Below are 6542 nucleotides of genomic sequence, written 5' to 3'. Positions count from 1 at the left end.
ATTGCGTCGTGATCGACGTCGACGAGACCGAGGTCCGCGTGATCGGCCTGGGGTCGTGGACCGACGCGGAGCAGAGCCGCGATTCGTTCGCGTTGTTCGGAAGTGAGGGGCGGAGCTTGCGCTAATACCTTCGCGACATAGCTCTCTAGCGTCGCGGCTTTCAGATCCTGACGCGCTTCCGCAAGGGCGGGGTCGTCGGGCTGGCGATCACGAGACAGCGCTCCTACTCGAGCGCGATGGTGTGCGACTACGGAAGATGGCGCGGTAGCCATTGGTGCCTCCAGGGCAGGTTTGAGTAACCCGCCCGCTGAGGCGCTTGAATGCTGCGGATTAACCCTGTCCCAGCTCGGGGCCCATGCCTTAGGGCACCACGCTCGACTACCTAGGTCGAGATGCTTGCAACGCTAGCAGCTAGTCCCGTTAAGCTAATTTCCGACACGCCGTGTATCGACAGTTTGTTCAGAACCGCGAACAGCTTCTCCTCCCGCACAGGAACCGATGACATTCCTCGACACTTGCGGCATTCGAGGACGTAACGAGACCGAACCCGATCGGGTGACACGCGCTGATTGCGAGAGAACATTCCCTTCTCGGGAATGGCGTCATCGACCAACGTCGTGCCCGACTCTCTTTTTCCACTTCCCGAGAAGGGCGACGTATAGTGCTCGTTCCAGCGCTCCTGAGACCACAGCGGTCGTCGGAAGTTGGTTACCGCAACCCTCTTTGAGTGCCGGGGCGAATCACAGAAGATAAAAACCTGCTCGATTGACGGCTCGCTCATTACTTCCACTCCACTTTCACTCGTTCGCTCACATGAAAACCTTTACGACGCGCGCGCCCAGGACCGAGCGGTAGCACCGTCACAACCATCAGCGCGTCGATGATCTTCCCTCGAATATCGGCCGTCAGTGAATCCCATTGAGATGCAATATCTTCCGCCATTATCATGCCGGCAACCGGGGAGGACTCACGCGCGACCGCCAATTGTTTGTCCAATCGGTCTATGTCGGACTGGATTCTCGCACTGCCAAGGCGTAGCTGCGAACCGTCAATACTTCCCGTCGCGAAAAGCGCCGCCAACTCATCTTTCCGTGCTTGAAGTTCGGCGCGACGCCGACGCACATCCGACAAGTCCACATCATCGTCAGACGTAAAAACAGAAATCGCGTCCTGTCTTGAGAGCCTTTCCAAGACAAGGGCGCTCACGAACTCGTCTAACGGAGCTTGCATCTGCGACAGGTGATAACTCCGCGAGCACTGATAATACCGCTCGCGCTTCACCCCGTGTTGCACGCGCATCGGCGCATCACATCGGCCGCAGCGGTAGACACCGGCGCCCTGGTTCCTTCGAGCGAAAGACACGTAGGACCGTCGACTCGGGTCGGACACGATGGTTCGGATTGCATTGAGGGTGTCGACGTCGTAGATGGCGGGCCACTGGGCGGGTCCGACGATCTTTCCATCGGACTCGACGAGGCCCGCGTTTCGGGCGCGCGTCAACACGCGCCGGACGCTGGTCGCGGTCCAGCGATTCCCCTGACTTGTCGTGAACCCTTCCGCATTCCAAGCCCGCGCCGTCGACATCAACGACGCACCTGCGAGTAGGTCGTCAGCCGCCTTGCGGATGCGTGCTGCCTCCGTCTCGTTAAGCACCATCCCGCCGACCTCGTAGCCGATTGGCCGAACGCCGCCCCGGTACTTGCCCTCACGCGCCTGTGCCTCCTTGGCGCTCCGGATGCGCTCCGCGGATCGCTCGACCTCGTAACGTGAGATCGAGGCGAACATCGTTGCGCTCAGCCGTCCGCTTGGTGTCGACAGGTCGACTTCACCTGCACGGCAAGTTCGAATCTCGATTCCGCGGTCGTCGCAAATCTCGATCAGTTCCGACAGGTCGGGGATTGAGCGATACAGCCGGTCTGTATGCCAGGCCAGGACCGCGCCGACGTTCCCGGTCTTGAGCTTGTCGAGCATCCGCCGATACTCCGGTCGCGGCTTGCCGCTGTAGGCACTCACGTCGTTGTCTGTGTAAGTCTCGACGACAGACCAGCCGAGGGAGTCGGCGAGCTTGAAACAATCGGAGCGCTGGCGCTCTACGCCGACGCCTTCACCGGTCCGATCCTGTGAGATTCGGCAGTACACCACTGCCGGTGAGTCGATAGGCACGAAGACAGTCTATCTTGACTTTGTGTCCCGACGACCGTGATCGTGTCGTAGGTGCGCAGGATCTGTTCGGCGACGTCGTCGGTGTTCATGGTGCACAAGTCTAGGTGCGCGCCCCCTGCACGGAGGGCTGCTCGGTTTCCTCGTTGGTCAACCAGGCCACCAGCGAAGCGCCGACAATGGCGCACACGAACCCGACAATGGCGAGCCACCCGAGACCTGCAACCGCCTTGTCACCGAGGAACACGACTCCGACGATCGCCGGCAGACCCGTCTCACCGACGACGAGAACAGCGGTCACGGAGTTGACGGGTCCGAGTTGCAGCGCGAGGGTCTGGATGTAGAACGCCATCGCACCGGCGATCGCTATCGTCCACGCCGCCGGGTCCTCCAGCAGCGTGACGACGTCGAACGGATGCACCCCGTCGAGTACGCGGACCGCAACCGCAAGCGCGCCGTACATCAGACCGGCGAGCGCGCCCCCGAAGATCGCGCCCCGACGGCCCATCGCTCGCATGACAGCGACACCGAGAACGGCGACGGCCGTCGTCACCGCGAACAGCGCCCAGTGAAACGTGCGGTCCGCCTCGGTGGTCGCCTGCTTCGATGCCGACGCGCCGAGAACGCACAGCGCGAACACCACGAGGAAAATGGCAGCCCAGTCCTTGGCGTGCAGCGAGGTGTGCAGCATGACCGTTCCGAGTAGCGCCGTCACGATCAGATTGCCCGCGACGATGGACTGCGCAAGGAACAGCGGAAGGAATCGCGCAGCAACCGCGCCGCCGATGAACCCGAGCATGACGGTGAGCGTGCCGAGGAGGAACGTCGGGTTGGCGAACGCTGCGAGCGCACCTCGTGCCGACCCACCGGTACCCGAGGTCTGCGCAGCCGCTTGTGCGCCCATCGCACGCAGCACGGTCGAGAGTCCGTATGCCACCGCAGCCAGGCAGGCTGCGACGATGCCGATCGCGTACATGTTAGTCGTCGGGGTAGGGCTGGTGCGCTCTCCGTGGGTCGCCGTAGGTGATGGCACGCTCCCCGCGGGTTCCGGTGATCAGTGTGGCCGACCATGTCACCACAGCTCCCATGCGATTGCGCACACCGGCGAGGAACGCCACGTGGATCACTCCCCACGCGAGCCAGCCGAGGGTTCCCGACAGTTCCAGTCGTCCGCTCTGCACGATCGCATTCCGCCGCGCGATGTAGGCGGCGTTGCCGAGATCGTGGTACTTGAACGGCTTGCGTTCCGTTTGTCCTGCAACGAGATCTGCGATCACCGCCCCGACGTGGCGGCCACCCTGCATCGCCACCTCTGCGACGCCGGGCAGGTCGCGCAGCGACGAGGTGTCGCCAGCGATGAACACCTCGGGATGTCCTTCCACCGAGAGGTCATCGCGGACGGGGATACGACCGCCGTGGTCCTGCTGTACGCCGAGCGCCTTGGCGAGCGTTCGAGCGAATGGAACGGCCTCGACACCTGCGGTCCACAGGGTCGTCCGCGCCTCGTAGGTGGTGAGCTCGCCCGACTTCTTGTCCTTGGTCTGCACGGTGTCCTCACCGACGTCGACGACGTGGACGCCGAGATGTGTCTCGACGCCGATCTTGTCGAGAGTGCGCTGCGCGCGACGCGACAGCGACGGACTGAACGAGGGCAGCACCCTGTCGGAACCGTGGAACAACAGCACCCGCGCTTCGGTCGGGTCGATCGAGTCGAACTCACGGCCGAGCGCCAGGGTGGCCAATTCGCGTATCTGCCCGGCGATTTCGACGCCGGTCGGACCCGCACCGGCCACAGCGAAGGTGAGCCAGCCCCGGCGATCCTCCGGATCGTCGAGCGCTTCGGCTATCTCGAAGGCCCCCAATACCTGTCGCCGAATCGCGAGTGCGTCGTCGAGGGTCTTCATCCCGATCGCGTTCTCGATGGCGTCGTCGCACCCGTGGTAGGCCGTACGCATCCCGGTCCCGACGACCAGATAGTCGTAGTCGAGGCGGATCGGATTGCCGTCGGCTCCGAGCACGGTGAGAACCTTTGCCGAGACGTCGATGTCGTCGGCCTCGCCGAGCAGAACGTTGACGTTGCGCTGGCGCCGCAGGAGGTGACGCACGGGGCTGGTGATGGCACCTTCAGACAGCACGCCGGTCGCGCACTGGTAGAGCAGCGGTTGGAAAAGGTGACTCGTACCGCGGTCGACGACGGTCACCTGGACGGGTTCCTTCTTGAGCCGACGCGCCGCGTGAACCCCCGCGAACCCCGCACCGACGATCACCACACGGGGCTTGGTCGCCATCTCAGTTCTCCGATGTCCGGGAGGTGACAGCGTAGGTCGCGGCGCCGAACGCGCCGGTCACCGCGAAGACCGACCGCCAGGCCCCGATCTTCTTGGCCAGCGGGTGCGAGAGGCCGAACGCGGCGAGATAACCCGCCAGCAGGCCCGCCGCGGGACCAGGGCCCCTACGAAGCCACTGCTTCGTGCACCACGCGCCCGCGAGGCCGAGCACGACCCCGCCGAGTGGACGCTGTCCGGTGTAGCGAGCAGTGGCATACCCGCCGATCAAACCGACACTTGCGACACCGACCGTGGGATCCACACGCATGCCGGTCAGCGTACCAATCGACGACGTGCAACGTGTGCGGCCGAAACGCCGCCCATCACGATTTGCTGCCACACTGGATTGCATGGGTGATCAACCCGCAATCGTCCTCGTGTCATCCGGCCACACCGACCAGTTACGTGGCGAGTTCGGCCGCTACCTCCGCGACTACCGCGTCGAGTGCGCAGAGTCGGCAGTCGGTGCGATCGTGCTGCTCGGAAGCCTGGTCGGCGACGGCGTTCCGATCGCGCAGATCGTCGTCGAGTCCGAGTTGCCGGACATGTCGGTGTTGGAAGCACTCGGCACGTTCCGCAGCATCGTCCCGACGGCAAAACGAGTCGTGGTCATCTCGTGGGAGAACTTCGGTGCGCACTCCGCGAGCCTGCGACCGGCACTGCAGAAGGGCAAGTTCGACACATTTCTGCTCATGCCCCGCGGCGCACGTGACGAGGAGTTCCATTACGCGATCACCGAGATGCTGTCGGACTGGGGCGCGACGGTCGCGACGCCCGTCGTCGACTCGGTCCGGATCATCACCGACTCGCCGTCGGCGCTGACGCTCGGTATCCGGGATCTTCTCGACCGAATGGGCATGCCCAACCGCATGTACTCGCCGGACAGCCCGGAGGGGCGAGCGGCGATCGCGCTGTACGACTCCCACGATGAGCCGACGCCGTTCCCGCTCGTCCACTCGATGGCGCCGAAGCTCCATGATCGTGTCATCGCTCCGGCCGGTGTGCGCGACGTCTCGGCCTTGATCTTCGGTCGGCCGTCGGATGTCGACGAGGACGAGATCGTCGACCTCGCGATCGTCGGAGCCGGACCCGCGGGTCTGGCCGCCGCCGTGTACGGCGCGTCGGAAGGTCTGTCGACGGTGGTGGTGGAGTCGGATGTCGTTGGCGGACAGGCTGGTACGAGCTCGATGATCCGGAACTACCTCGGCTTTCCACGCGGGATCTCCGGTATGCGACTGGCGCAGCGCGCACGTACGCAGGCAGTGCGTTTCGGCGCTCGCTTCTACTCCGGGTGGCCGGTCGACGAACTCCGACTCGGCGTCGACGATGCACCGCACCGTGTCTGTACGAGGGGTGGCGACGTCCTGGCGCGCAGCGTGCTGATCGCCAGCGGTGTCGCCTATCGACGACTCGGAGTCGAGTCGTTGGAGAACCTGGTCGGCGCGGGCGTCACCTACGGCGCAGCGATGTCCGCGGCACGCGAGATGGACGGACGTGACGTGTTCGTGGTCGGCGGCGGCAACTCCGCGGGACAGGCTGCGATCCATCTCGCGCGGTTCGCGCGCTCGGTGACGATCCTGGTGCGCCGAGCCGACCTCACCGAGACCATGTCGCAGTATCTGATCGGCGAGATCGCCTATCACCCACGGATCAATGTCCGCGGAACCACCGAGGTCATCGACGGTGGTGGCGAGGGCCAGCTCGAGTGGATCGAGTTGTGCGACACCGATTCTCGTGCGACCGAGCACATCGGCGCAGGCGGACTCTTCGTGCTGATCGGCGCCGATCCGCACTGCGACTGGCTACCGAACACCATTGCAGTCGACGACAGGGGTTTCGTCCTGACCGGGCGCGACGTCCCGAAGGACCTGTGGCCCGACGAGTTGCCCCCGCCTGATCTCGCCACCAGCGCCGCGGGGGTCTTTGCCGCCGGCGACATCAGGGCTCACTCGATGAAACGTGTCGCCGCGGCAAGTGGCGAGGGCGCGAGCGCCGTTCCGCTGGTACACGCATGGCTCGCAGCGCGATCCACGTCAGCGGCCGAGGACTGACGTC

5 protein-coding genes are annotated in these 6542 nt (G+C 64.6%); 1 reads left to right on the top strand and 4 read right to left on the bottom strand.

The window, feature by feature from the left end:
- Nucleotides 1-780: 780 nt before the first annotated feature.
- The 4 genes from GOACH_RS17045 to GOACH_RS17030 all read right to left on the bottom strand — a co-directional run bounded on the left by GOACH_RS17045 (nt 781) and on the right by GOACH_RS17030 (nt 4755).
- A complete protein-coding gene (locus GOACH_RS17045) occupies nt 781-2163 on the bottom strand; it encodes a recombinase family protein (RefSeq protein ID WP_005177364.1) in 1383 nt (460 codons plus the stop codon).
- Between the two features lie 100 nt (nt 2164-2263).
- Nucleotides 2264-3136: a hypothetical protein gene (locus GOACH_RS17040; RefSeq protein WP_005177363.1), complete on the bottom strand. Its 873-nt coding sequence runs from the start codon at nt 3134-3136 to the stop codon at nt 2264-2266.
- Between the two features lies 1 nt (nt 3137).
- Nucleotides 3138-4448, bottom strand: coding sequence for an NAD(P)/FAD-dependent oxidoreductase (locus GOACH_RS17035; protein WP_005177362.1), 1311 nt, complete (start codon nt 4446-4448; stop codon nt 3138-3140).
- A gap of 1 nt (nt 4449) precedes the next feature.
- Complete coding sequence (locus GOACH_RS17030) at nt 4450-4755, bottom strand: hypothetical protein (RefSeq protein WP_005177361.1); 306 nt, start codon at nt 4753-4755, stop codon at nt 4450-4452.
- 82 nt (nt 4756-4837) lie between these two features.
- Between GOACH_RS17030 and GOACH_RS17025 the strand changes: the two genes are divergently transcribed.
- Nucleotides 4838-6538 (top strand): NAD(P)/FAD-dependent oxidoreductase, encoded by a 1701-nt coding sequence (locus tag GOACH_RS17025; protein ID WP_005177360.1) that lies wholly within the window; start codon nt 4838-4840, stop codon nt 6536-6538.
- Nucleotides 6539-6542: the final 4 nt, after the last annotated feature.

The organism is Gordonia aichiensis NBRC 108223, assembly GCF_000332975.1.
GTDB lineage: Bacteria > Actinomycetota > Actinomycetes > Mycobacteriales > Mycobacteriaceae > Gordonia > Gordonia aichiensis.
Note: the sequence above shows the minus strand (reverse complement) of the source record. Positions and strands in the feature narration are given on the sequence as shown.

Bases quoted from the DNA above. Each gene is read 5' to 3' on its own strand.
- GOACH_RS17025 (WP_005177360.1), top strand. From the start codon at position 4,838: ATGGGTGATCAACCCGCAATCGTCCTCGTGTCATCCGGCCACACCGAC.
- GOACH_RS17035 (WP_005177362.1), bottom strand. From the start codon at position 4,448: ATGGCGACCAAGCCCCGTGTGGTGATCGTCGGTGCGGGGTTCGCGGGG.
- GOACH_RS17030 (WP_005177361.1), bottom strand. From the start codon at position 4,755: ATGCGTGTGGATCCCACGGTCGGTGTCGCAAGTGTCGGTTTGATCGGC.
- GOACH_RS17040 (WP_005177363.1), bottom strand. From the start codon at position 3,136: ATGTACGCGATCGGCATCGTCGCAGCCTGCCTGGCTGCGGTGGCATAC.